Genomic DNA, 23,427 nt, shown 5'->3' on the forward strand with positions numbered 1-23,427 from the left:
TGAAGAAAACGGCGAGCCGCTTTCTTACATCATGCCCATACCGCCCATGCCACCCATATCTGGCATGCCCATAGGAGCTTTGTTTTCTTCTGGTTTGTCAGCGATTACTGCTTCTGTAGTCAGGAACATAGCCGCTACGGATGCAGCGTTGGACAGTGCGGAGCGAGTAACTTTCGCCGCGTCAACGATACCAGCTTCGAGCATGTTTACATACTCTTCAGTAGCTGCGTTGAAACCGATGCCCACTGCTTCTTTTTTCAGACGCTCTACGATTACAGAACCTTCGAGTCCTGCGTTCGCAGCGATTTGACGAACTGGCTCTTCCAGGGAACGGAGTACGATTTGTACACCTACAGCCTCTTCGCCACCTACATTGATCGCTTCAACCGCTTTGATTGCGTTGATCAAAGTAGTACCACCACCAGGTACGATACCTTCTTCTACTGCTGCGCGAGTAGAGTTCAGAGCGTCCTCGATGCGAAGTTTCTTCTCTTTCAGTTCGGTTTCAGTTGCTGCACCGACTTTGATTACTGCTACACCGCCAGCCAATTTAGCCAGACGCTCTTGCAGTTTTTCACGATCGAAATCGGAAGTCGTATCTTCGATTTGTTGACGGATTTGTGTTACGCGGCCCTCGATGGAAGCCTTGTCTCCAGCACCTTCAACAACAGTTGTGTTTTCTTTTGTAACCACGATTTTGCCAGCGCGGCCTAATTGCTCCAGCTTAGTGGATTTCAGGTCTAGACCCAGCTCTTCTGTGATCACTTCGCCACCAGTCAGAGCAGCGATGTCTTGCAGCATAGCTTTGCGGCGGTCGCCAAAGCCAGGAGCTTTAACCGCTACAGCTGTGAAGGTACCACGCAGTTTGTTCACTACGAGAGTAGCGAGCGCTTCGCCTTCAACATCTTCAGCGATGATCAGGAGTGGTTTGCCGCTTTGTACAACTTGCTCGAGTACAGGCAGAACTTCCTGGATGTTGGAGATTTTTTTGTCAGTGATCAGGATGTAAGGGTTGTTCAGAACCGCTTCCATCTTGTCAGTGTCAGTGATCATGTAAGGGGAAGCGTAGCCACGGTCAAATTGCATACCTTCTACTACTTCCAGTTCTGTTACGAATCCTTTGGATTCTTCAACAGTGATTACACCATCTTTGCCCACTTTTTCCATTGCTTCAGCGATCAGGTTACCTACTTCTGGATCGTCAGCGGAAATAGCAGCTACTTGCGCGATAGAGGATTTGTTCTCAACCGGCTTCGCGATGGATTTGATTTCTTCTACAGCTGCACGAACTGCTTTTTCCATACCACGACGGATAACCATTGGGTTAGCGCCAGCAGTTACGTTTTTCAGACCTTCACGGATCATAGCTGCAGCAAGTACAGTTGCAGTTGTTGTACCGTCACCAGCGATGTCGTTGGTTTTGGTAGCAACTTCTTTAACCAGTTGCGCACCCATGTTTTCGTAAGCGTCTTCCAGCTCGATTTCTTTCGCGATGGTTACACCGTCGTTGGTGATCAACGGAGAACCGAATTTTTTCTCAAGAACCACGTTACGGCCTTTTGGACCGAGGGTTACTTTAACCGCATTTGCCAAAGTTTCAACACCGCGCAGCATGGAGCGGCGAGCGTCTTCAGAGAATTTGACTTGTTTAGCCATCTAAACTCAACCTCCTGTTATGTGTTTATTCGTTCGACTTCCTATGTTAAGAGCCTTAACCGATGATCGCGAGGATATCGGATTCGCGCAGCACGAGGTATTCTTTGTTGTCTACCTTTACTTCAGTACCAGCGTATTTGGAGAAGATTACTTTATCGCCTTCTTTTACTTCCAAAGCGATGCGCTCACCGTTGTCAGCAACACGGCCAGAACCTACTGCGATTACGCGGCCTTCTTGCGGTTTTTCCTTTGCAGAATCAGGCAAAACGATACCGCTTGCAGTCGTTTCGTCTTTGGAGATAGCTTCGATTACCACACGGTCACCCAATGGCTTAAGCACTAAAAACACCCTCCTCAAAAAATGTAGGTAAACAATATTTCTGTTGTTAGCACTCGACTGTTATGAGTGCTAACACCCAATTCCTATAATAATGAATCACTATGTACTTTGCAAGTAGTTTCCCTCACTTTTTTCCATTTGCAACTGCTTGACTACTCTTCCTCCTATTAAAATGCATTCTCTAGCAAAAAGGTTCTAGTATTCGGACACGCTCATATAAATGAAGCATAGAATCAGGCCTAAGGAGGGAATTGTTCCATGCACAAATGGCTCTGGATTGGCTTAATTGCCCTGGGAGTCTTGGAAATCAGCCGTCTCTTCACTTCGGATACTACTTCCTTTATACGGGTCAACCTTACCCCCGCCTCCATCTATTGGGATGGTCGTGAAATCGTCGCAAGCGAAAAGCCCGGATACCATATGGAGGAGGGTAAGGAAATACCGGCTTCCCTAGAATACGAAGGAACGCTATATGTACCTCTGTCCATGATCGGTCGCCACTTGAATAAGCCTATCGGTTGGGATGAAACTTCTCAAACTGCTTGGGTCGGTGAACCTCCAGTATTCACTAGCGGACATCCTGAAAAACAAACTGCACCCGATGCAGTCCCTGCCTCTCTGCCGCTTCCCCAAAAGCCTGCAACGACCAAACCACCTGCAGCCCCCATTCAGGGGGAAAAAACTAACGCGATTTTTGACATAGCTCTTGGCATGTCTTCTAAGGAAGTACACAAGCTATTGGGTGAGCCTGCCCGCAAAGAGCCAAGCAGTCTCGGCTATCAGTGGTGGGTGTACAATCGAGAGCCTGCCCGATACGTGCAAGTCGGCATCGCAAATGACAAAGTCGTCGATGTGTACTCGCTCGCTCCGACAGCAAAGCTGGGTAACATCGGAGTCGGCACCAGCCAGCAATCACTCGAGCGTCAGTTGAATGTACAAAACATCGTTTCTTTCTCTTTTCAGGGGGCACAAATCCAGATCACCAATCAAAAGCAGCAGCGCCCTCTCGTTATGAAAGACAGCACCCCCTACCTTTATTACTTGGACAAGCAGAATGGCAACAAGGTCACCGCCGTACGTATGATGGAAACGCAAATGCTGTTACGCGGCAGTTTTTACGAAACGAAATGGACCTATCAAGGTCAGGCACCCAATTTTGATCCCCCGCCGCTTCGTGTTGGTGAACGAGAACAGGTCAATGCTGCATCTGAGCGGCAAATCCTCGATCTGGTCAATGTCTCTCGCTACCGATATAAGCTTCCTCCCCTTCAATGGAACGAAAAGGCTGCCGATGTGGCACGAAAACACAGTATGGATATGGAGGGCAACAATTTCTTCGATCACATCTCTGCGACTACCGGGAGTAATCCATTTGACCGCATGAAAAGTGCCTCTCTGGCTTATAGCATGGCCGGTGAGAATATTGCAGCTGGCTACACGGATGCCATCGAAGCCCATGAAGGCTGGATGAACAGTCCAGGTCATCGCAAAAACGTACTCGAAAAAGGGTTCACTCAGTTAGGAGTGGGCGTTTTTACAGACTACTTCACTCAAACCTTCCTCACTCCCATGAAATAATCGAAAAGCCCGGTTTCGTCACTTTTATGGACGACCGGGCTTGTTTTTACAAGAAGAAGCACCACTTTACGGTAACTTCACTTGCTCCCTCAGATGGTCAACTTTTTTGGTAAACTCGACAACGACTGTCTCATATTCCTTCGTATGCAGAATCAGCCACGGACGACGCCCCTCTTTTTTGGGCATAATGACAAACATCTCTGCAATCATCGCATCGAGACTCGCGGATTTTAACTTCATCGACTTTGGGGGGACTAGCGGAATTTTTACGATCATGGCAGAATCCAACGATGGATTAAACTCCAAGACCCGTCCGCTCACACTCTGCAAAATCTGCTGGGCTTCCTCCTGAAATCCAGCTGTATTTTCAAAGCTAGCTACAACACGCTGCTTGTCCGTATCAAACAGTTCGATAGGCTCCCCCGGCCCGGCGGCATTAGCAGTACTCCCTGAAAAGAGTAACCCCAAACATACGATCAGCCACATATTCAGCACCTCCCGGATCATAACGTCCGTAGTATTTCCCAATTTCTGCTGAAATACAAAAAAGTCCTCTGCCACTCGGGACAGAAGACTTTTCTCATGCTCATTGTTGAACGGGTTCGTTTGTTTCCTGACTGCCGTATTCTTGTTCCCACGCTTCTTGTTCTTTCAATTGCTTGCGATAAACAATACGTGATAGCCAAATGCTCAGCTCGTACAAAAGCAGCAAAGGGATGGTCACAAGAATATCGCTGATAATCTCAGGGGGTGTTAAGGTAATCCCAACGACAGCCAGTGCAAAATAAGCGTAGCGTCGTGCCTTTGCCAGCCTCATTGGATTGAGGATGCGCAGTCTCGTCAGGAACATGACGATAATCGGCAATTGGAACAGTATCCCGAACGGAATGACCATATTAAACATGAAGCCAAAGTATTGCGCGATTCCGTAGTTCGGGTCTGCACCCATCGATGCTGTAATACTGGTCATAAACTGCATGACCATCGGGAAAACGACGTAGTAGCCAAACAGGATACCAACGATAAACAGAAAACAAGCCGCCGGGATGAAGTAAAGCGTCCCGCGCTTTTCCTGTACTTCCATCCCTGGCGAAACAAAACGCCAAACGTGATAAAGTGCTACAGGCAGTGTGATGACAGCGCCCACTATGAAAGCAACCTGCATGTAAACACGAAGTGCGTCTGACGGATGTAACGAGACAATGGGCACGCCATCCGCAATCGGTTCTTGCTTTAAATAATCCACGAGTGGACCGGCGAGAAAAAAACCGACGATCAATGCGACAATAAACACGGCCAGCACCCATATGATGCGCTTGCGCAGCTCCGTCAGGTGTTCTACCACTGTCATTTCCTGATCCTTCATGGTAACCACCAACCTTACCTGTTACGCGTTCTTCTGCTCTTTTTCCATTTGCAGGCGCTCTTGCTCCAGCTTTTCGCGGATTTCTTTTTCCAAGCGCTCGCGTTCCATTTTTTCACGAACTTCACGTTCAATTCGCTCCCGCTCCGTCGCTTCCTTCTCAACGATAACAGGCGTTGTTTTGGCAGACGCTTCTTTTGCTGCTAGCTCCTTGCGTTTTTTCTCCTCAGCGTCGTCTTCATCGTCGCTTGTCAGACTGCGCGTAGCATTTTTGAATTCTTTCAAAGTATGACCTACCGCACGTCCCAATTCCGGAAGCTTTTTCGGACCGAAAAGCACCAAGGCTAAAACTAGAATTAAGATTAATCCAGGAATCCCAATTGTGCTCATACGTGTTCACTCCTTTTGCTTGTGAAGTCGCTTGCTTTTCGTTATTTGCCAGTCTAACCAGCTAGCACTTTCGTAAACCACCATATCCGAGTCTTGTCATATCGGATGCCACAATTCGCTCCCCAGCCAAAATGCGCGGCAAAAATACATCAAAGGAAGTAAACGTTTCATGCATGACCGCTCCCGGCAATCCGAGAATCGGTACATCGCCTTTGTAAGCAACCATCAGCATGGAGCCCGGCAGCATCGGCGTACCGTAGCGCACTACTTCCGCTCCTACTCCCGCAATCGCTCCAGGCGTGCGGTCATCTGGATCAACAGACATGCCCCCCGTGACCAAGATCAGATCGACCCCTTCATCGAGGAACGAGTGAATCTGCTGTTCGATCGCTTCCTTGTCATCTGGCGCAAAACGCTGGTCTACTAGAGTAGAGCCGAGAGCTTCTACCTTGTTTCGAATGACAGGACCGAACTTGTCTGCAATCCTGCCAGAGAAAACTTCTCCCCCTGTCGTAACAAGTCCCACTCTTTTATCTTGAAACGTTTTTACTTGGACAATCGGTTCATCAAACTGTTTGGCCAGCTGCTCCAGCTCGATGATTCGAGACTCTTCCATAATTAACGGGATGATTCTCGTAGCTGCCAAAGTATGTCCCGGATGCACGACCTGATCGCCGTAAATCGTGGAGAACGCAATTCCTTCGAGCTTATTCAACGCATGGACAGCTTCCTCGTTGATTTTGGCTAAACCTGTTCTCGCGGCCTTCATCGACACCTTGCCCTCATAAGGGGGCGTCAAGGTCAAGCCTTGTCCAGATACAGCCTTCGCAATACGAATGCCCGCTTCTTCCTCATGGATGTAGCCTTCTGGCATCTCCAGTACATAAATATGTTCTTTGCCAATGGACAACAGCGGCTCAATATCCGCCTCGGTGACAACATGTCCTTTTTTAAACAAGCGTCCTTTGAATTCTCCAGGCAAAATTTGCGTCATATCGTGAGGAAGCATCATTCCGATCGCTTCACGCACTGGCACTTCCCGCATCTGAGGTTTTTCTACCAATGCAATCCTCCCCAATCTTCGTTTGCTTCTCCCGTTCCTTGCAAAATATGCAAAGCGTCGGACAGCATATCGCCAATCGCATTGAAACAGATTTCTACGCCTTTCGGATTTCCAGGGAGGTTGATAATCAACGAATTACCCCTCGTTCCTGCAACTGCACGGGTCAACATCGCCCGTCTGGATTGCTTCAAACCAGCACGGCGCATTTCTTCGGCCAAGCCTGGGACTGGTCTGTCAATGACCCACGCTGTCACTTCTGGCGTAACGTCACGCGGGCTAAGTCCTGTGCCCCCCGTAACAATCAACAGATCGCATTTTTCGCGGTCTACGAGTTCAATCATATGTTCTTTCAGATCTTCCATATCATCACTAACGGCACGGTATACAGCGACATCTACGTGAAGCCATTCCCTTGTCAGATGACGAACGATTGGCATACGATCGTCCACACGATCTCCTCTGGCAATCGAATCACTTGCAGAAATAACGCCTACCTTCCATTTGCTCACGATACATTCCTCCGGTTTCTCATTCGATAGTATTGTACACTTTTCTGTCAAAAACGTCTCGTCGTTTTTCCTTGGCGGATAGCACCATTCGCGACAGTAGAAGGCATGACATAGCTACTGACACAAAACATTCAAAAATGCAGAAGACCTTTTTCGGTAACAACTGCATCTAGCAAAACATCATGAGGCTCTAAGGGCACATGCTCCACAACCTGAATAGAGAAGCCGACTCCAACCAAGAACGGGAGCTTTTTCAGCGTTGCCAGGAAGCGATCATAATAACCACCGCCATACCCCATACGTCCGCCCTTGCTATCAAAAGCAACACCGGGAACAATGATCGCATCCAAGTGTGAAACGTCCGCTTCCTCTGCCAGAGCAGGGTCTGGCTCCCAAATCCCGTAGACTCCTTGCTTTAGCATGTGCGGGCCTGTATACCGATAGGGAATGAGACGTCTCTCGGCAACGTTTGTGAACGGTAGCCATATGTCTTGGCCTCGCTTTTTTGCCTCATGTAGAAAGGGCAGGATATCCAGTTCATCGCCAAAAGGATGGAAAGCCATAATTACTTTGGCATCAGCCAGCCTTTCATTAGAAAGCAAATGATCGCACACTTCTCTGGAAAGCTGCTCCCGTTCCTTTGCAGACATGGACTTGCGCCTCTCCAAAATATGGCTCCGCAGCTGTTTTTTATTCGTTTTTTGGTCCATGACAACCTATCCCTCTTTCGTCACACGCATGGGACATTCCCACGAGGCTTGTCCCATGCGCTCTCTCTAGGCTACACTGGCATTAGTATATAAAGAGGTGAATCCGATGATTTTGCTACAAGCTGAACATATAGAAAAAACGTACGGTATCGAAACCATTCTACAAGACATCTCCCTGCAAATTCAAACCGGGGAACGGGTTGGGCTGGTTGGCGTAAATGGTGCAGGCAAATCGACGCTGATGAAGATCCTCGCCGGCGAGCTAAGCTACGACAAAGGAATTATCCGCATTCCAAAGGATGTAACCCTCGGGTATTTAGCACAAAACAGCGGCCTTGAATCGGAACGATCAATTTGGGATGAGTTGCTCTCCGTATTTTCCCATTTGCAAAAGGAAGAGCTGGAGCTTCGTGAGCTTGAGGCCAAAATGGGAGATCCGGCTATTCTCGCTGATGAGAAGCGTTACCAGCAGCTGTTGGAAAATTACTCTCACCGCTCGGAAGCCTTTAAGGAAAAAGGCGGATACAGCTACGAAGGGGCGATTCGTGGGGTCTTGCATGGTCTGCGCTTTGCGGACTTCGATTACACGACGCCGATCCGCACATTGAGCGGCGGACAAAAGACTCGTCTGGCATTAGCCAAGCTGTTGCTCCAATCCCCTACCATTCTCCTGCTGGATGAGCCGACGAACTACCTGGACATCGAGACATTGACTTGGCTGGAGATGTATTTGCAAAACTACGAGGGCGCCATTCTCGTAGTTTCCCATGACCGTTACTTCCTGGACAAGCTCGTGACCGTGGTATATGAAATCGAACGGACACGCGCTACCCGCTATGTCGGTAACTATAGCCGCTTCCTCGATGAAAAGGCGGCTCGGCTCGAACAGGACCTGAAGCGATTCGAAAAGCAGCAGGATGAGATTGCCAAGCTGGAGGATTTCATCGCGCGAAACATCGCTCGGGCTACGACGACCAAGCGAGCGCAGAGCCGACGCAAGACGTTGGAAAAGATAGACCGCTTGGACAAGCCGATTATGAACAACAAATCCGTCCACTTCTCCTTTGATGTGGTGAAAATGAGCGGCACCATTGTGATGAAAGCAAACAACGTCGGGATTGGCTACCCGGATGCTGTCCTTTCTCAAGGCCTTACGTTTGAAATCGAGCGCGAAGAACGCGTGGCCTTGGTCGGTCCCAATGGTATTGGGAAATCGACGCTGTTAAAAACGATTGTGGAACAGTTGCCGAAGCTGCGCGGCGATATTCATTTCGGAAGTAATGTAACAATCGGGTACTACGACCAGGAGCATCGGAACCTGAACGAACGGAATACGGTACTCGGCGAAATTTGGGATGAATACCCGAACATGCTGGAAAAGGACGTCCGCACCTTGCTCGGCAACTTCTTGTTTAGCGGTGATGATGTACAAAAGAAGATCAGCGACCTGTCTGGAGGAGAGCGTGCACGCGTCTCTCTGGCAAAGCTCATGCTGAAGCAAGCAAACTTCCTGATCTTCGACGAGCCGACGAACCACTTGGATATTTTCAGCAAGGAAGTGCTCGAGAACGCCCTGTACGATTATCCAGGTACGATCCTGTTCGTCTCCCATGACCGTTACTTCTTAAACAAGATTGCCACCCGCGTCTTAGAGCTGACAGGTGATGGCGTGACCAGCTATTTGGGTAACTACGATTACTTTGTGGAGAAAAAGCAGGAGCTGGAAGAGCTCGCAGCCGAACAAGCAGCGCAGCCCGCAAAAAAACAAGGCGGTACCGTAGCGGCACAGCCTGAGAAATCCTCTTATGAGCTGGATAAGGAAGCGAAGCGTCGCGAGCGTCAACGTCAGCGCCGTTTGGAAGAGATTGAGGTCACGATCCAAAAACGAGAGGCCGACATTGTCAAATGGGAAGAAGAGCTCTGTCTCCCGGAAATTTATAGCGATCATGTGCAGGCAAAAGAACGCAACGATCAAATCCATGCTGCCAAGGAAGAACTGGAGCAGTTGTATGACGAGTGGAGTGCGCTATCAGAGGAGTAATCCCCTCTTCACGTAGAACAGCGCTCCTGCGCAGGCTCCTCCAAGGCGGCATAGAGAGCAGGAATCACCAGAAAGGTTATGCAGGTAGCTGCTGTGACGATGCCCGAGTCATTGAGGATCAGCCCAGCTAGTGCTCCCACAATGACACCAGCAAAGCCTTTGACCAAGTAAGGCGTGTCCTTCGCTAGATGGTGCAAAAAGCGGTCGTTTTTCAAGGTGAGAACGCCTAGAGCAATCAGGGAGACGACAAATGCTTTGCTCCAAATGGAAACGCGAATCAAGCGGAGATTCATCGCCAGCTTGCGTTCAATCATCTGCCCTACCTCGGACCATTCCCCATTTACAATCTGCTGGGAAAGACGTCCGACATGAGTCAAGGGCTGATCTGACATGAGACTGATTGCCATCAAACAGCATATACCCATAACCAGGCCGCCTGCCAACAGCAGGAGGCCTTTTTTTCCGATTCGCCAGCCCTCAAGACGTGACAATGCCACGGTAAATCCGATCAGCCCCGCAAGAAAACCGCCTGCGTCCGTTCCCAGGTTCGGTGCCACCATATAGTAAAGCACGACACTGTATATGACCACGGAGACAGCAGGCAACCATTTATTTTCCCCACTTAGCTCTTTTTGTCCCCCATGCATTCTCTCGTATAGCGAAGCCACAAGCATGATCGTGCTGCCGATCAGGACCCCTTCGTATTCATTTCCTAACCCGTAAAACCTTGCTCCGATTACTGGATCATATCCGAGGTACGATTGCCGCATCAAATGAGCGCCAGTCCATCCGTCTACCAGCAGAATGGCTGTCGTGACCCCGCTAACTGTCATCACGATTCGCTGGAGAGTATGAGCTTCCTGCCAAAAAGCCGCGATCAAGGCAGTCATGATGAGTCCTCCCAAGACAATCACGCCAGAAACCTGCCAGTCGAGCAGGCTCTCTGCCAAAAGCAATGCAGGAAACCATAATAAAGCCAGCAGCGCGAGACGTATTCCTCTACGAAGCCACAAAAGTCCTGCTCCTTCCCCCTTCCGACCGTACCACCAGAGAACGACCGCACACCCTACAATGACAATCTGCAGCATGACGTAGGTATAGAGCACTGCTGGCCGTGTCGCATATGTATGATGAATCTCGTCTACCTGATTCTGTAGGGCAGTGAGACCGTTCCCTTTTTCGGTACGTATAACATGACCAGCCAACCCTTTTGGTACGGATATGTCCAGCCAAGACAGTATAGTTGGTACCATATCCAGTCCGCTGACTAATCCCGACTGCCTCGTGGTAGATGATGTCAAAACTCCACTCGTTTTCTCTCCCCAAATCATCACTGGAGATAAGAGAGCCTTTTCTTTTGTCGCCATATGATTGACGGCTGGCGATGCCAATACAATGCGTTGGTGTGGTTTACGTTCCACAAGGAGCTGTTCAAGGAAAAGGGACAAGTCGCGCAAAACGTGCTGATACTGCCGGGTAAACTGACCTGGGTCCATATCTGCACTCAACTGGTATAGCCGGGATAAATCTGAGAGTTGTGCAATGATCAAGCCTGCTTGATGCTCATTGTGGATTTTCTCAAGCAAGTAAGCGTAGTTTGTCTTGATCCCGTACGGATAGCCACGAAGGAGCTCCATGCTTTTTGCAGAAATGTCCCCCGTCGGAACCCTTCCTTGTTGATCCATCGCAAACAGAACGGCATGTCTCTGTCGGGTATCCTCATAGTCACCATTTCCATATAAAGCGACCTGAATGTTGTTTGCTGCAAGCACGGTCCCAAGAAGCCCGATTTGCGCAGAATATGGTTTCTCCCGATTATCTGCCAAGAGCCGGAAAATACCCGGAAAAATGATCGAGGAGCGCGCTACCTCCGTCGCCTGATCACTGCCTAGCTCTTGCGCCCGTTCACCGGCTGTTTCCTTCGACGAGAGCGCTTCATACGGATGATAGCCTGTCCCGCTCTTATCCGAGTAAAGCGCTTGACCTCCGCTCCCCATGAGCAGATAGCCGTTTGCGGCTGTGCGCGATCCGGGTGTTCTTATGGACAGAGCCCCAGCTCCTGCACCATCCAACCATTTATCCACAGTCGATAACTTTTTTAGCTGCTCAAGATCATGAAACGACATCCCCTCCACAAACAGCATGATGACCTGTTGTTTTTCCTTTGCTACCAATGGTTTTCCTATATTTGTAGCAAGAGACAATATCAGGAATAACAAGTAAATCAATGCGAGTTTCTTTCTCACGAGTCTCCCTCCTGTTGATAACTCGACTTTTTTATCCACATTTTCCACAGAGTAATCCACAGGGTGTATGCGGTTTTCCCGGTCATTTTCTCGTGTTATCACCAGTATTCACAGGAGTAGATGTGAACAACCCAGAAAGTTATCCTGTGATGTGGATAAATTGTAGGTAGATAGACGGAAACAGCTGAACCTTTTTGCCTCTGCTAGCGAATATAGGAGTGTAATAGTTCTGGAGGAACGCCAAGAAGATTATCAGGAGAATGAGAGCTTCTTGCAGGAAGCGAAATTCGAGGAGTTTTCTGCGATTATGAAACAAATCGTCGATCTGAAAATGAAGGTTACGGTAAAGCATCTCTGATTTAACTTCAGAGATGCTCAGCTTGACGAGATAGCCTGGTATCGTGGAAATTCTGAGGGCATGGTCCAAGAGGTAGGGAAACAGGAGCCGGATGACTGGGGGAAGCCCGATTATTTGTCTTTACTGATCAGAGTAAGTGTTTCTACAATTTTCTTGAGAACGACCTCTTTATTCGACCAATGGATGTAATGTTGAGAAGCCGGAATTGTTTCCCGAACGCTCTTGTTAGACCAATGTAAAAGCTGCTGTTGCACTTCGTCCCAATCACTTCCACTCTCTGATGATAAAATCAGGAATGGAATATCTTTCAAATATCCTCCATCCATTACTACTTTCGCATTTTCATTCATGTGGCTTATAAAATTGAGATTACTAGAGTCCCCTAGATGCCTATAGTACATAGCGATATCGATTTCTTTCATTTCGTTTGGAAGTAAATCATAACGCAAATTTTCTCCAGCGAACGGGAGCAAAATGCCTGCACTCCCTAATGCTCTGGCAATCCCTGTGACTCGCAGTCCTGCCGTGAATCTATTTAGGATTAACGACTTGGCTTCTAAATCATTTGCATAATATTCGGGACTACCGCTATCCAGTAATAGGATTCCTTTTACTTCATCAGGATATTGCTGGGCAAAACGAATAACCTCCAATGAAGCAAGAGAATGTCCCACTAAAAGGTATGGCGGCGATTCATTTGCTTTTTTAAGTAGCTCATGCAATTCTTCCACGATCGTATCAATTGTCCTTGGAATGTTTGTTTTTTCACTCCAGCCAAACCCCGCACGATCATAGCTAACGGTTCTCGCATATTGCTGCAATTCTTGCTGGTAATAATAATAATCGGTAAAAGCATTGGGTGTTCCTGAACCTGCAATAAAAACAATAGTGGTATTACCCTCACCCAAACCGTATAAATGCATGTTGTGAGAATTGATTGTATATAAATTTCCTTGTGGCAAAAACTTACGAGATTCTTTGTCTATCATCACGTCTTGCCATATACTTCCGATACCTAGCAGTAAGAGTACCACTATTAAATTTTTCAGCATACGTTTTTTTACGGTAGTTTTCATCGCTTAGTCCTAGATTTTGAATTTAGTGACAAAACTCATTTTAGTTAGATAAGTTCATTTTATCATCAATGGAAGCTCTATGTAATTATAATAATTATAGTAAATTAACGCGGTGTCGCCTTAAAACCAAGTGAAATAAAAATGGCTGTCGACTTTCTCGACAGCCTGAGCATCCATTCACTCTATTGCTCTGAAAGCGACAAACTTGGGACTCCGTTCAAATCAAGGCCCTCAAACTGTCCTTTTTCATACTTGATAAAGCCTGCTGCCGCAATCATCGCAGCGTTGTCTGTGCATAGCGTGATCGGTGGGATCACCAACGGAATTCCTTCTGCCTCGCACCTTGCCTGCAACCGCTCACGCAATCCGCGATTGGCCGCAACGCCGCCAGCCAGCAATACCTGCTTCGCTCCATGAGAACGAGCTGCCCGAATCGTCTTTTCTACGAGCACTTCCGTTACAGAGTCTTGGAAGCTCGCAGCTAGATTCGCCGGTTCGATCGTCTCTCCTCGCTGAGCTGCATTGTGCAAGGTATTGAGCACAGCTGACTTCAAGCCACTGAAGCTAAAATCGTAGGAGTCTGGCGCAAGCCAGGAACGAGGGAGCGGTACATTTGCCTTTCCTTCATGTGCGAGGCGATCAATATGCGGTCCACCTGGATACGGCATATTCAGCGCTCGTGCTACCTTGTCGTACGCTTCCCCTGCAGCGTCGTCGCGCGTTTCTCCCAAAATCTCGAACTGACCGTGCTCCTTCATCCAGACAAGCTCTGTATGCCCGCCTGATACGACGAGTGCGATCAGCGGAAACTCCATTTCCTGCACCAGACGATTCGCGTAAATATGACCCGCGATATGATGCACGCCAATTAGCGGGATTCCTCTGGCCATAGAAATGGCTTTTGCTGCTGCCACGCCAACTAACAGGGCTCCGACAAGCCCGGGCCCGTACGTCACCGCAATTGCTTGGATGTCATCCAACGTTTTCCCAGCCTCGGTCAGAGCCTCTTCGATGGTAAGCGTAATGTTCTCTACATGTCTGCGAGAAGCCACCTCCGGCACGACTCCGCCAAACCTTTTATGGATATCGGCTTGGGAAGCGATGACGTTCGACAGTACCTCTCTGCCATCACGGATGACAGCTGCTGATGTCTCGTCGCAGCTTGTTTCAATTCCTAAAATATAAGTAGGAGCACCTGATTCCCTATGTGCTTCGTATTTTTGCTGTATGCGCTTCTCGTAGCGCGACGTATACGTCTTGTTCATTACAATGTCACCCACATAATGATTGCGTCCTCATTGTTATCTGAATAATATCTCTTGCGCCGCCCATGCTCTTTAAAGCCGAGCTTGATATACATGTTCCGCGCGACTGTGTTCGAAGGTCGAACTTCCAGCGTCATGCTATGGGCACCCTGCATCTTGGCAACACCCATCATTTTGATCATCAGTGCCAATCCAACCTTTTTTCCACGATATAGTGGATGGACGGCGATATTTGTAATATGTGCCTCATCGATCACGATCCACATGCCACAATAAGCAATAATCCGATTTTGATGAGCGACGACTACATAGCGTGCATTTGGATTTATCGTCAGCTCGTTGACAAATGCATCATGCGGCCATGGAGTTGTAAAAGCCAAACGCTCCAGCTCTGCCACAGCCCCAACGTCCTGCATCGTCATATAACGATATTCCAAATCGATTGGTTGACTCATGCTTTTACTCCTTTACGGCCCCCGCCTGCTTTTGGGCAAGCCACTTCGCTTCTGCTTCTGCCAGTTGCAAATACTCTGGAACCAGTTCATGCGCATTTCCGCCGTCTTGAAGCTTGCGCAGTGCCACATAGCCGATATGAGCAGCACGTGGGTGATTGAACGCTGGAGAAGCAAATTGCGCCTGATTCCCGAGCTCTTGCACAATTGTCTCCCGATGCAACCTTACATCTTCACCCAAGAACAAGATCGGCTCTCCTTGCGCCAGGTCTCGCAACAGTGGCAGCCATTCTCGCAGCAGGATGATTTGTTCTGTGGACTGCGCTCGCACCGCCTCCATGCCATCGGAACGATAACAGCCGGTATACACTTGACCTCTGCGCGCATCGAACAACGGTACAATCAATCCAGAGAAGCCTGTGGCATTCATGGCAATTACCTCCAGACTGGATACACCAATGACCGGGACATTCAGCGACCAAGCCATGCTTTTCGCAGAGGCAACGCCGATTCTCACGCCCGTATAGGAGCCCGGTCCGTTTGCCACCCCGAAGCCGCTGAGTTCCTCTGGCGCTGTTCCTGTTGCATCGAGCAGTTCACTGACGCAATCCATCAGACGCACGGAATGGTTTTTTTGCTGGTTCGTCGTCATTTCGGCCAAGACTCGCTCTTCCTCTACCACAGCTACACTTAGCACCAGATTCGATGTATCAATCGCCAGTACGCGCATCAAAATCAAACTCCTCACACAATTTCACATAACGATTCCCTTGAGGAACCAGCTCGATCATCCGCTGTTCCTCCCCTTCTCTACGCAGGAAGACGGTCACCCGATCTGTCGGCAGGACATCCTCGATCAAAGAAGCCCACTCTACGACACAGACACCTTCGCCAAAAAAGTAATCGTCCAGACCAAGAGAGTCTGGATCATCGCCTACCCGGTAGACATCCATATGATAAAGCGGCAAGCGCCCCTGATATTCTTTTATGATGGTAAAGGTCGGACTGTTCACTACTTGTCGGATTCCTAGTCCTTTGGCCAACCCCTGGGTAAAAGTCGTCTTGCCCGCTCCCAGATCCCCCTCCATCGCGAGGAAGTCACCTGGTTCAAGCAGACTTGCCAGTTGCTCGGCAAAGCGCTGCGTCTCCTGCGCTCCCGTGAGCCTCCATGTATAGCTCATCTCTTTCATCCACTCCTAAAATGGTTGAATCCCGCTTTGGGCAACGGGAGCTGTTGATCATCGCGCTGAAGCATCAATTCTGGTTCATGCCTTTTTTCTACCACCTCACCGATGACAGTAAAGGGTACACCACTAGCGGCAAATTGCTTGCTTACGGCTTCGTAGTGACTTTTCGCAAGCGTTCCGACCAATTGATAATCTTCACCGCCATAAAAAGCCCATTCCAGCGGATCTTTTTCTACATGCCGTGCATACTCCCGAACTTCGTCATGGATCGGTACCGTTGCAGCATCGACCAAGATCGATACACCACTCGCCTCAGCAATCTCCCACAGCTCTGAGGCCAGTCCATCACTGACATCATTCAGCGCACTGCATGCCCCTGATTCCAGGAGCAGTCTGCCCGCCTTTATTTGGGCAACGGGACGCTGATGGGCATCCATTAATGTCTCCCAAGGTAAAGAGACGCCTCTTTCAGCAGTCTCGCCTTGCAGGAGAAGATGTAGTCCTGCTGCAGAAGTTCCGACATGCCCTGTAACAAAAACAAGCTGCCCAGGCTTTGCCTGTGAGCGGCGAATGGCACGCCCTTTTTCCACCTCACCCAATACGGTCACACTCAGGTGTAGGGCATCAGGGGCGGAAACGGTATCGCCACCAATGACACGAACTCCATATGCCTGACAAGCCTCGTAGATACCTTCATAGATTTGCTGGCATTCGTCAGGTGTCCATTGCGGACTGACCGCGATACTGACAAGCGCATACCGGGCAACCCCGCCCATCGCTGCAACATCGCTCACATTGCTGATAACAGCCTTATATCCGATATCACTAGGATTCATCGTTTTCTTCAAAAAATGAACCGTCTCTACCATCGCATCGCAGCAGGCCACGACTTCCATTTCTGGTGCTGGGGAGAAGACAGCGGCATCATCCCCTATCCCGACGGTCAAACCGTTCCCTTCCTGCCCCGCAGAACGACTCGTCCATTGCCGGATCAGGGAAAATTCGTCGTGTGCCACTTCAAACGCTCCTTTTCCTTCGCGGAAAACATTTTTCGTCTGTTCATTATACCCCTGCTGTCAAAAGTCGCGCAAGAAAGCCAACACCCTCTGACTCTTTACGTCGTTAGCTCGTGCAGCAGCAGCTTTCCTTTGCAGCGTCCGCAACGATAGCGGCTCGGGTTCATCTTTCGTTTGCGTTTGTAGCTCATGCCACATGCCTTGCAAACCAGCTCGTAGCGATAAGGCAGGGTCGTCCGACCGTTTCCTACCTGTTGGCAGTATCGACTTCCCCCCACCTGGTGCAGAAGCAGTTGAAAATCCCGATCAGCGTGACGATACCCGCGCTTTTCTATGTGCAAATGATAATGGCAAAGCTCATGCTTGATGATCGCAATTAATTCCTCCGCACCATGCTCCTGCAAATGCTTCGGATTCAATTCAATGTCATGCGAGCGCAGCAAATACCTCCCGCCAGTCGTGCGCAATCTGCTGTTAAAGCGGGCCTGATGGCGAAAGGGCTTGGCAAAAAATTCGCTGGATATCTGCTCTACCAGCATTTGCAGTTCCGAATCGGTCATCTCATCTCCTCCGCTTCCTTCCTTTCACCATAGCAGTTCCAGTTGAAAAGTGCCAGACAGATAGGCTACACTGAGTGCAAATAAACGGTTGTGACCGTTTATTTGCCGACCGCATGCGGTCATATCCTGTTTAATGAAAAACGTCTAGACGTTTTTCACAAATACACGGTAGACAGAATGGTGGAGGAGCTCATGCGCTATTTGTTGTTGCAGTCCAGTGACGGACTACAGTTTGTCTCTTTGCCCGAAACGCATATGTACCAATTAATCGCTCTATTGAAACGACTTTACAAGGAAATTGACAAATTGACGATCACAGAGCGCCCGGAATTGCCTACGGTTCTGGCAGACTGTGCGGATGTGGAACGGTTAGAGAGCGGGCTTTCGATCGTAGATGGTTTGGAGTACGTCAGTGGTCTGGAGCGCCGCTTCGCTGCCCTACAAGAGACCGAGTATCCACTCATCTCATTATTGACAGAGATCCGGGCCCTTCAAGCCCAATTGGAGTATTTGCACGAAGAAGAAGAGTAAAGTAAAATTCTAGGCACCTCCTGCTCGTCTCGGCGCATACATTGCCTATAGACGAATATCTCCAGGGGGTACTTTCATGCCACAATGGATGCGCAGGCAGTTGCAACGTGCCTTTAATGGGAAGGACGTTCGCCAAATTCGTGTGCTCAACAGTTGCTGGTTCTTATATTTAGAAAAAAGTGGCGGCCGCCCTGACTGACAGGAGGCCGCCTTTTCACATTTATCCTTCCGTTGGTGCGATCATGGTCATCCCTACACGCTGACGTTTCTCGTCAATTTCTACTACCCATACATCTACGATATCGCCAACAGTCACCACTTCAAGCGGATGTTTCACAAAGCCCTTTTTCAAACGGGAAATGTGCACGAGACCGTCGTTTTTCAGACCAATATCCACAAACGCCCCGAAGTCGACCACGTTGCGCACAGTACCTTGCAGCTTCATGCCCACCCCTAGATCAGACAGCTGGAGGACATCACTTCGCAAGAGTGGTTTTGGCAGCTCATCACGCGGGTCGCGACCAGGACGCAAGAGACTGTCTACAATGTCTTGCAGTGTTGGCTCGCCAATCCCGAGCTTCGCAGCGGTCTCTTTTACATCCAAAGACTGTACGCGTTCCTTGCAGTTGTCACTGCCAATCTCCTGAGCGCTAATGCCCAGCATCGACAATAGCTGGTGGGTCGCATCGTACGATTCCGGGTGAATTGGCGTTTTATCCAGTGGATTCGCTCCATCCATCACGCGGAGAAACCCGATGCACTGCTCGAACGTTTTAGCACCCAAGCGCGGAACTGCCTTCAGCTGGGAGCGCTCCGTAAACTTCCCGATCTCGTCCCGTTTTTTCACGATATTCCCCGCCACTTGACGGCTGATCCCTGACACATATTGCAATAGAGAAGGAGAAGCGGTATTCACATCCACCCCGACATGGTTTACCGCAGATTCAACCACAAACTGCAAACTGTCTGCCAGTCTCGATTGGGAAACATCGTGCTGGTACTGTCCGACCCCGACGGACTTTGGATCGATTTTGACCAACTCTGCGAGCGGGTCCTGCAAACGACGCGCGATCGAAGCTGCACTTCGCTCAGCTACATCCAAGTCCGGGAATTCTTCCTTGGCCAGGGTGGAAGCAGAATACACGGATGCACCTGCCTCGTTCACGATGATGTACATTACCTCTCGCTTCAGCTCTTTTAGTAGCGTGGCAATGAACTGTTCTGTCTCGCGCGAAGCAGTACCGTTGCCAATCGCAACAACCGTGACTCCATAGGTTTCGATCATCTGCTTCACTTTCACTGTAGCCTCTGCCACTTTATTGGCCGGAGGGGTTGGATAAACGACGGCAACCTCGAGTAGTTTCCCGGTTTCGTCTACAACGGCGAGCTTACAGCCTGTCCGAAACGCCGGATCGACCCCAAGTACGATTTTGCCTTTTACAGGCGGTTGAAGCAGTAAATTGCGCAGGTTTTCTGCAAAGATATGAATCGCACGTTCCTCGGCTGCCTCTGTCAGCTCGGCGCGCACCTCTCGTTCAATAGAAGGGGCGATCAGACGTTTATACGCGTCCTCGACTGTCAAGGTCAGTAGATCGCGGGCAACTGTATCACGCGGAATGGTTCGTTTTTGCATCCAAGCCACAATCTCTACGACAGGCGCTTCAATGGAAACCTTCAAAATACCTTCGTTTTCTCCCCGATTAATGGCCAGTACCCGGTGTGGAACGACCTTTTTCAGAGGCTCACTATATGCGTAATACATTTGGTATACATTTTTCTCATCTGCTTCTTCGGCTTTCTGCTCCGTCAAAAGCAATCCTTTTTGCACGGAGCGTTGACGAACCCACTGGCGAATTTCTGGGTCATCAGACAGAAGTTCCGCCACGATGTCCATTGCTCCTTGCAGAGCTTGCTCAGTCGTCTCGACGCCTTTTTCCGGGTTGATATACGGTTTTGCTTCTTCTTCCGGATTCCCGGTTTTCGGTAAACTCATGAGGTAGTTGGCAAGTGGCTCTAGTCCCTTCTCCTTGGCCATGGTTGCACGCGTTCGGCGTTTTTGGCGATAAGGGCGGTACAGGTCCTCTACCTCTTGCAGCTTTGTCGCACGCTCAATAGCTGTGCGCAGCTCGTCCGTCAGCTTACCTTGCTCATCGATGAGCCGAACGACTTCTTCCTTCCGCACTGACAGGTTGCGTAAATAGCGAACGCGTTCCTCAATCGCTCGAATTTGTGTTTCATCTAGCTGCCCCGTCATTTCTTTGCGGTAGCGGGCAATAAAAGGAACCGTGTTTCCTTCATCCAGGAGGGCAACCGTACGCTCCACCTGGTGAGGTTTGACACCCGTATCTTGGGCGATTGTCTGGATCATCAACGTAAGCTCCATACCTGTCCTCCTGCGCTCATTCTTCGTCGTTTATTGTACCACATTTGCTAACAAGGACTGGAAAAAGGGAAGAAAAAAGAGGAGCCACTTGGCCCCTCTACGTCGCGGTTTCCAGCTGTTCCACTTTCAATGCTTCTCTCAGCTTGCCCAACGCCCTGCGCTGAAGGCGGGAAATATGCATCTGCGACATCCCCATGATGTCCCCCGCTTGCTTTTGACTCAAATTTTGATAAAAAGTTAATTGAATGATTTCCTTTTCACGGTGATCCAAAATTTGCAGGGCCCGCTCCAGCATCAGATTCTGCTCGACTGCTCCGTATCCTTCTTCCGTCGTCCCCACTAGGTCTAGTAAAGAAATAGTGTTGCCGTCCAGATCCGCTTCCAGCTCGCTGTCCATAGAGAGAGAGTGATAACTGCGCCCCATCTCCAATGTCTCTAGAATGGCTTCCTCTGTAACGCCGAGGCTGTTGGCAATGTCTGCAATTTGGGGAGATCGCTGCAGCTTGATCGTGAGCTCGTCGACCACCCTTTTGATCTTCGGGCTCAGTTCCTTTACTCTGCGTGGAACATAGACACTCCATGTCTTGTCCCGAATATAGCGCTTTATCTCCCCCACGATAGTCGGAATCGCAAAGCTCTCAAATGTCCGCTCAAAGCTAGGGTCGAACCGACGAAAGGAAGCAAGCAGGCCGATTAATCCAACTTGCACGAGGTCTTCATACATGACTTGTCCGCGAACAAACCTCTTCGCTAACGATTCTACAAGAGGAGTATAGGCCCTCACCAGTTGTTCCTGTATCGCAGGATCTTTTGTTTCACCATACAGGTGGATGAGCTCCTTCAACTCCTCTGGACTATATTTCTGCTTCCGAGATTGTCCAGTCATTGCCAGCCACCCCATCCTGCCGAACATACTTGGTCATGGAGACTACTACTCCTGATTCAGAGCGAATCTCCACCTCATCCATAAGCGTGTGGATGAGATAGAGCCCGAGCCCGCCCTCATCCAAATCCTCAAGGTTTTTCCCTGCATAAATCGGCGTCAGTTGCTCAGCAATGAGCTCATTTGAAAATCCAACGCCCTGATCGCTTACCTCGATCAGCAACCGATCTTCATAAACGTGGCATTGGATATGAATGGAGCCAGGATTCTCGATTTCCTTGTATGCATGTCTTACTACATTCGTGCATGCTTCTCCGACGGCAAGCTTGATATCCTCAATCTCTTCATAAGAAAAGCCCATGCGGTTGGCTATACCGGATACAGTCAGACGGGCTACTCCCAAATACTCCGCCTTGCTTGGCAAAGTCAATTGAATCACGTCTGCCAGAGGTCGATTTGGACCCATTACTCGCTCTCTCCTTTGCGGATGGCAATATGATCGTATAAGCCAGTGATTCGAAATAGCCTTTCCACACGCGGAGACAATTTGTGCACCTCAAATGTACGATTTCGTTGGAAGCACTCTTTCATAATCCCGATGAAAATTCCGATTCCGGTACTATCCATGTATTCTACTGCTTCCAAATCAACCGTAATGTGATTGATATCTGGCTTGGTGACGAGTGACATGAGTGTTTCCTTTACTTTCGGTGCTGTAAAAGCATCAATATCTCCACCAAGGACCACTCGGTGCTCAGTTTCAAGGCTCGTTGTCTGAATTAGCAGGTCCATCTGCGTCTCCCCCCGTACGTTGCTTAGGTTCTTCGAAGTACAATCATGGTGTAATCATCCAGCAGGTCAAACTGGGAGAGCAGAAGCAGTCTATTGTACAGGCCGTTTGCCATCTTTTGGGCAGATTCGCCCACCTCTTTTTGCAAATGGTGTACAAGCTCTTCCCTTTGCAAATAATATCGGTTATTTTTGCATTCTGTTACACCATCCGTCAGAAGAATCAGAACATCATTTATTTCTAAATGAATCTCCTGAACCTCGTATTCACTGTTTGGGCATAAACCGAGTGCATTCCCTCGCCCTTCGAGATCGTAAAACTTTCCTTCTGCCGACCTGTACAAAAATCCTGGCTCGTGTCCTGCCATCGCATAACGGAAACAGTGTTCCTTTGTGTCATAACTGCCAAACAGCATCGTCACAAACATGCTCGGATCAATATTTCTTCCCACGATCCGGTTTAAATGGTGCAGCATTTCATCGGGACCCAGCTCCATTTGTCCAAGGCTGTCTATCGCATATTTCACCATCGACATACACATCGCAGCAGGCATTCCTTTTCCGGTAATGTCTGCTATGGCGACACCAAAACGCCCTTCACTTTGCTCAATGAAGTCGTAATAGTCGCCCGAGATTTGTTTCGCAGCAATACTCACTACGCCAATCTCCAGCTCTGAATAGAGTGGAACCTCACTTGGCAAAAGTGATTGCTGCATCGCTTTCGCCACGGCTATTTCTGATTCCATCTGCTGATGGCGATTGCGCCAGCTATTTACGGATCGGTGCTCGTTCCCATATTCAATCATGACCTCTGTCAAAATGGAGAAGGAGGAGCGCACAAACTCTGGCACTTCCCCGAGCTGCTCAAGCGCTTGCGCATGCAAATCCGTTATTTCTTCTGGCGAAATATCTCGAGATAGCATCCATTTACCCAACTGCTGGGCTCCGTAAAGCTGGTCCTCCCCTTGAGCACTCAGGTAATCCCGAAGAATTTTTACATACTCTTCCTGGAAGCTCCGGGTTACCATCTA

Annotated in this window: 25 protein-coding genes; 4 read left to right on the forward strand and 21 right to left on the reverse strand. The window is 49.2% G+C overall.

Annotated features, from left to right (window positions below):
- Positions 1-24: 24 nt before the first annotated feature.
- Positions 25-1,656 carry a chaperonin GroEL gene (gene groL / locus E8L90_RS20470; RefSeq protein WP_017246591.1) on the reverse strand — a complete coding sequence of 544 codons (1,632 nt, stop codon included), beginning with the start codon at positions 1,654-1,656 and terminating at the stop codon, positions 25-27.
- 55 nt (positions 1,657-1,711) lie between these two features.
- Positions 1,712-1,996: a co-chaperone GroES gene (groES, locus tag E8L90_RS20475; RefSeq protein WP_007721023.1), complete on the reverse strand. Its 285-nt coding sequence runs from the start codon at positions 1,994-1,996 to the stop codon at positions 1,712-1,714.
- Positions 1,997-2,254: 258 nt separating this feature from the next.
- Here groES and E8L90_RS20480 point away from each other — a divergent pair, with 258 nt between their 5' ends.
- Entirely contained in the window at positions 2,255-3,574 is a 1,320-nt protein-coding gene (locus E8L90_RS20480; RefSeq protein WP_137031049.1) for a CAP domain-containing protein, read from the forward strand.
- A gap of 66 nt (positions 3,575-3,640) precedes the next feature.
- Here E8L90_RS20480 and E8L90_RS20485 read toward each other — a convergent pair whose 3' ends face one another.
- The 6 genes from E8L90_RS20485 to E8L90_RS20510 all read right to left on the reverse strand — a co-directional run bounded on the left by E8L90_RS20485 (position 3,641) and on the right by E8L90_RS20510 (position 7,609).
- Entirely contained in the window at positions 3,641-4,060 is a 420-nt protein-coding gene (locus E8L90_RS20485) for a hypothetical protein (RefSeq protein WP_137031051.1), read from the reverse strand.
- A 100-nt stretch (positions 4,061-4,160) separates the two neighbouring features.
- Positions 4,161-4,940, reverse strand: a complete 780-nt coding sequence (gene tatC, locus E8L90_RS20490) for a twin-arginine translocase subunit TatC (protein ID WP_137031053.1) — start codon at positions 4,938-4,940, stop codon at positions 4,161-4,163.
- Positions 4,941-4,961: 21 nt separating this feature from the next.
- Positions 4,962-5,327, reverse strand: coding sequence for a twin-arginine translocase TatA/TatE family subunit (locus E8L90_RS20495; protein ID WP_137031054.1), 366 nt, complete (start codon positions 5,325-5,327; stop codon positions 4,962-4,964).
- A gap of 61 nt (positions 5,328-5,388) precedes the next feature.
- Positions 5,389-6,390: a molybdopterin-binding protein gene (locus tag E8L90_RS20500; RefSeq protein ID WP_137031056.1), complete on the reverse strand. Its 1,002-nt coding sequence runs from the start codon at positions 6,388-6,390 to the stop codon at positions 5,389-5,391.
- Complete coding sequence (locus E8L90_RS20505; RefSeq protein WP_137031057.1) at positions 6,384-6,899, reverse strand: MogA/MoaB family molybdenum cofactor biosynthesis protein; 516 nt, start codon at positions 6,897-6,899, stop codon at positions 6,384-6,386. Before E8L90_RS20505 ends, E8L90_RS20500 begins: the two co-directional genes overlap by 7 nt.
- Positions 6,900-7,030: 131 nt before the next feature.
- Complete coding sequence (locus tag E8L90_RS20510; RefSeq protein WP_137031058.1) at positions 7,031-7,609, reverse strand: 5-formyltetrahydrofolate cyclo-ligase; 579 nt, start codon at positions 7,607-7,609, stop codon at positions 7,031-7,033.
- 106 nt (positions 7,610-7,715) lie between these two features.
- On the opposite strand from E8L90_RS20510, the gene E8L90_RS20515 reads away from it, so the two are divergent.
- Positions 7,716-9,650 carry an ABC-F family ATP-binding cassette domain-containing protein gene (locus E8L90_RS20515; RefSeq protein ID WP_137031059.1) on the forward strand — a complete coding sequence of 645 codons (1,935 nt, stop codon included), beginning with the start codon at positions 7,716-7,718 and terminating at the stop codon, positions 9,648-9,650.
- 8 nt (positions 9,651-9,658) lie between these two features.
- Here E8L90_RS20515 and E8L90_RS20520 read toward each other — a convergent pair whose 3' ends face one another.
- From E8L90_RS20520 to E8L90_RS20555, 8 genes are all read right to left on the reverse strand, one after another.
- A complete protein-coding gene (locus E8L90_RS20520) occupies positions 9,659-11,896 on the reverse strand; it encodes a hypothetical protein (protein WP_137031061.1) in 2,238 nt (745 codons plus the stop codon).
- A gap of 468 nt (positions 11,897-12,364) precedes the next feature.
- The gene (locus E8L90_RS20525) at positions 12,365-13,330 is read right to left on the reverse strand and encodes an alpha/beta hydrolase (protein ID WP_137031063.1); all 966 of its coding nucleotides are present in this window, start codon (positions 13,328-13,330) and stop codon (positions 12,365-12,367) included.
- 182 nt (positions 13,331-13,512) lie between these two features.
- Positions 13,513-14,595, reverse strand: a complete 1,083-nt coding sequence (gene tsaD, locus E8L90_RS20530; RefSeq protein WP_137031065.1) for a tRNA (adenosine(37)-N6)-threonylcarbamoyltransferase complex transferase subunit TsaD — start codon at positions 14,593-14,595, stop codon at positions 13,513-13,515.
- Complete coding sequence (gene rimI / locus E8L90_RS20535) at positions 14,595-15,050, reverse strand: ribosomal protein S18-alanine N-acetyltransferase (RefSeq protein ID WP_137031066.1); 456 nt, start codon at positions 15,048-15,050, stop codon at positions 14,595-14,597. Before rimI ends, tsaD begins: the two co-directional genes overlap by 1 nt.
- A gap of 4 nt (positions 15,051-15,054) precedes the next feature.
- Positions 15,055-15,777, reverse strand: a complete 723-nt coding sequence (tsaB, locus tag E8L90_RS20540; protein ID WP_137031068.1) for a tRNA (adenosine(37)-N6)-threonylcarbamoyltransferase complex dimerization subunit type 1 TsaB — start codon at positions 15,775-15,777, stop codon at positions 15,055-15,057.
- Positions 15,758-16,228 carry a tRNA (adenosine(37)-N6)-threonylcarbamoyltransferase complex ATPase subunit type 1 TsaE gene (tsaE, locus tag E8L90_RS20545; RefSeq protein ID WP_137031069.1) on the reverse strand — a complete coding sequence of 157 codons (471 nt, stop codon included), beginning with the start codon at positions 16,226-16,228 and terminating at the stop codon, positions 15,758-15,760. Before tsaE ends, tsaB begins: the two co-directional genes overlap by 20 nt.
- Positions 16,229-16,233: 5 nt before the next feature.
- Positions 16,234-17,250, reverse strand: a complete 1,017-nt coding sequence (gene thiL / locus E8L90_RS20550; RefSeq protein WP_137031070.1) for a thiamine-phosphate kinase — start codon at positions 17,248-17,250, stop codon at positions 16,234-16,236.
- A 98-nt stretch (positions 17,251-17,348) separates the two neighbouring features.
- Positions 17,349-17,810 carry a SprT family protein gene (locus E8L90_RS20555; RefSeq protein WP_137031071.1) on the reverse strand — a complete coding sequence of 154 codons (462 nt, stop codon included), beginning with the start codon at positions 17,808-17,810 and terminating at the stop codon, positions 17,349-17,351.
- 192 nt (positions 17,811-18,002) lie between these two features.
- Here E8L90_RS20555 and E8L90_RS20560 point away from each other — a divergent pair, with 192 nt between their 5' ends.
- Both E8L90_RS20560 and cmpA read left to right on the forward strand, forming a co-directional pair.
- Complete coding sequence (locus E8L90_RS20560) at positions 18,003-18,341, forward strand: hypothetical protein (RefSeq protein WP_047074029.1); 339 nt, start codon at positions 18,003-18,005, stop codon at positions 18,339-18,341.
- 76 nt (positions 18,342-18,417) lie between these two features.
- The gene (gene cmpA, locus E8L90_RS20565; protein ID WP_137031072.1) at positions 18,418-18,540 is read left to right on the forward strand and encodes a cortex morphogenetic protein CmpA; all 123 of its coding nucleotides are present in this window, start codon (positions 18,418-18,420) and stop codon (positions 18,538-18,540) included.
- 21 nt (positions 18,541-18,561) lie between these two features.
- Here the strand turns inward: cmpA and E8L90_RS20570 are convergent, their stop codons facing one another.
- The 5 genes from E8L90_RS20570 to E8L90_RS20590 form a co-directional block, all read right to left on the reverse strand.
- Positions 18,562-20,724 carry a Tex family protein gene (locus tag E8L90_RS20570; RefSeq protein WP_137031074.1) on the reverse strand — a complete coding sequence of 721 codons (2,163 nt, stop codon included), beginning with the start codon at positions 20,722-20,724 and terminating at the stop codon, positions 18,562-18,564.
- Between the two features lie 97 nt (positions 20,725-20,821).
- A complete protein-coding gene (gene sigB / locus E8L90_RS20575; RefSeq protein WP_137031075.1) occupies positions 20,822-21,610 on the reverse strand; it encodes an RNA polymerase sigma factor SigB in 789 nt (262 codons plus the stop codon).
- Positions 21,579-22,073, reverse strand: a complete 495-nt coding sequence (gene rsbW / locus E8L90_RS20580; RefSeq protein WP_137031076.1) for an anti-sigma B factor RsbW — start codon at positions 22,071-22,073, stop codon at positions 21,579-21,581. Before rsbW ends, sigB begins: the two co-directional genes overlap by 32 nt.
- Positions 22,073-22,399, reverse strand: a complete 327-nt coding sequence (locus tag E8L90_RS20585; protein ID WP_137031078.1) for an anti-sigma factor antagonist — start codon at positions 22,397-22,399, stop codon at positions 22,073-22,075. Before E8L90_RS20585 ends, rsbW begins: the two co-directional genes overlap by 1 nt.
- Before the next feature lie 23 nt (positions 22,400-22,422).
- Positions 22,423-23,424 carry a PP2C family protein-serine/threonine phosphatase gene (locus E8L90_RS20590; RefSeq protein WP_137031080.1) on the reverse strand — a complete coding sequence of 334 codons (1,002 nt, stop codon included), beginning with the start codon at positions 23,422-23,424 and terminating at the stop codon, positions 22,423-22,425.
- Positions 23,425-23,427 lie beyond the last annotated feature (3 nt).

This window comes from Brevibacillus antibioticus, assembly GCF_005217615.1.
Classification (GTDB): Bacteria; Bacillota; Bacilli; order Brevibacillales; family Brevibacillaceae; genus Brevibacillus; species Brevibacillus antibioticus.

Excerpts from the sequence above, each read along its gene's own strand:
- tsaB (WP_137031068.1), bottom strand. The coding sequence starts at position 15,777 with ATGCGCGTACTGGCGATTGATACATCGAATCTGGTGCTAAGTGTAGCT.
- cmpA (WP_137031072.1), top strand. The coding sequence starts at position 18,418 with ATGCCACAATGGATGCGCAGGCAGTTGCAACGTGCCTTTAATGGGAAG.
- E8L90_RS20480 (WP_137031049.1), top strand. The coding sequence starts at position 2,255 with ATGCACAAATGGCTCTGGATTGGCTTAATTGCCCTGGGAGTCTTGGAA.
- E8L90_RS20525 (WP_137031063.1), bottom strand. The coding sequence starts at position 13,330 with ATGAAAACTACCGTAAAAAAACGTATGCTGAAAAATTTAATAGTGGTA.
- tsaD (WP_137031065.1), bottom strand. The coding sequence starts at position 14,595 with ATGAACAAGACGTATACGTCGCGCTACGAGAAGCGCATACAGCAAAAA.
- E8L90_RS20590 (WP_137031080.1), bottom strand. The coding sequence starts at position 23,424 with ATGGTAACCCGGAGCTTCCAGGAAGAGTATGTAAAAATTCTTCGGGAT.
- sigB (WP_137031075.1), bottom strand. The coding sequence starts at position 21,610 with ATGACTGGACAATCTCGGAAGCAGAAATATAGTCCAGAGGAGTTGAAG.
- E8L90_RS20585 (WP_137031078.1), bottom strand. The coding sequence starts at position 22,399 with ATGGACCTGCTAATTCAGACAACGAGCCTTGAAACTGAGCACCGAGTG.
- groL (WP_017246591.1), bottom strand. The coding sequence starts at position 1,656 with ATGGCTAAACAAGTCAAATTCTCTGAAGACGCTCGCCGCTCCATGCTG.
- E8L90_RS20570 (WP_137031074.1), bottom strand. The coding sequence starts at position 20,724 with ATGGAGCTTACGTTGATGATCCAGACAATCGCCCAAGATACGGGTGTC.
- E8L90_RS20560 (WP_047074029.1), top strand. The coding sequence starts at position 18,003 with ATGCGCTATTTGTTGTTGCAGTCCAGTGACGGACTACAGTTTGTCTCT.
- E8L90_RS20515 (WP_137031059.1), top strand. The coding sequence starts at position 7,716 with ATGATTTTGCTACAAGCTGAACATATAGAAAAAACGTACGGTATCGAA.
- E8L90_RS20495 (WP_137031054.1), bottom strand. The coding sequence starts at position 5,327 with ATGAGCACAATTGGGATTCCTGGATTAATCTTAATTCTAGTTTTAGCC.
- E8L90_RS20510 (WP_137031058.1), bottom strand. The coding sequence starts at position 7,609 with ATGGACCAAAAAACGAATAAAAAACAGCTGCGGAGCCATATTTTGGAG.
- rimI (WP_137031066.1), bottom strand. The coding sequence starts at position 15,050 with ATGAGTCAACCAATCGATTTGGAATATCGTTATATGACGATGCAGGAC.
- E8L90_RS20555 (WP_137031071.1), bottom strand. The coding sequence starts at position 17,810 with ATGACCGATTCGGAACTGCAAATGCTGGTAGAGCAGATATCCAGCGAA.
- rsbW (WP_137031076.1), bottom strand. The coding sequence starts at position 22,073 with ATGGGTCCAAATCGACCTCTGGCAGACGTGATTCAATTGACTTTGCCA.
- tatC (WP_137031053.1), bottom strand. The coding sequence starts at position 4,940 with ATGAAGGATCAGGAAATGACAGTGGTAGAACACCTGACGGAGCTGCGC.
- tsaE (WP_137031069.1), bottom strand. The coding sequence starts at position 16,228 with ATGAGCTATACATGGAGGCTCACGGGAGCGCAGGAGACGCAGCGCTTT.
- E8L90_RS20485 (WP_137031051.1), bottom strand. The coding sequence starts at position 4,060 with ATGTGGCTGATCGTATGTTTGGGGTTACTCTTTTCAGGGAGTACTGCT.